Origin of the sequence: Gillisia xinjiangensis, assembly GCF_046298265.1 — a bacterium.
Classification (GTDB): Bacteria; Bacteroidota; Bacteroidia; order Flavobacteriales; family Flavobacteriaceae; genus Gillisia; species Gillisia xinjiangensis.
Genome location: NZ_JBKAHK010000154.1, coordinates 1 through 500, shown reverse-complemented (window position 1 = coordinate 500; position 500 = coordinate 1). Strand labels below are relative to the sequence as shown.

Here is a 500-nt window from a genome sequence, read left to right as displayed (position 1 = left end):
GTAGCCACCCTCGCCGTTGCCAATAGCAAGACGGTGCATGGCACTTAACTTTTTCGCACACCATGCCAGCGCCGCATCGCGGCATACCACTACCTCATTTGCACCAGGCTCTTCGATGTCCACTCTCTGTGTCGCATAAGGATGCAGGACGCGACGAATACGGAAGATACCAATGGGTTCCGGCCACTCGAGCGAGCTGTCCAAATCTTTGACTGGCGCAAGAATGGGCGCCGGTACAAAGCCGGTCCCAGACACTAGCTTGGGGGTTTCGGTTTCGAGATCAAAACTGTGGCCGACGACTGACTCGCAGGTCAGCGGCAGGAACCTAGAGGTGTCGCCGGCCAACCCATTCCAAGCCGTGATCGCGCCAGACTTTGCTTCTATTGGGTTGGGGCCGATTGCCATGCGCACCCTGAGATGTCTTCCTGGGCCCCCATTGGTAGCGATATCGAACCGGGCCTCCCAGAGTTCAGCAAGACCCCCTACAGTGGTGGGGGCCT

1 protein-coding gene is annotated in these 500 nt (G+C 58.4%); it reads right to left on the bottom strand.

Annotation, left to right across the window (positions count from 1 at the left end; genetic code table 11):
- Positions 1-405 (bottom strand): hypothetical protein (locus ACKGJN_RS16975; protein ID WP_409540773.1); only part of this gene is annotated, 405 nt, incomplete at its 3' end.
- Between the last annotated feature and the right edge of the window lie 95 nt (positions 406-500).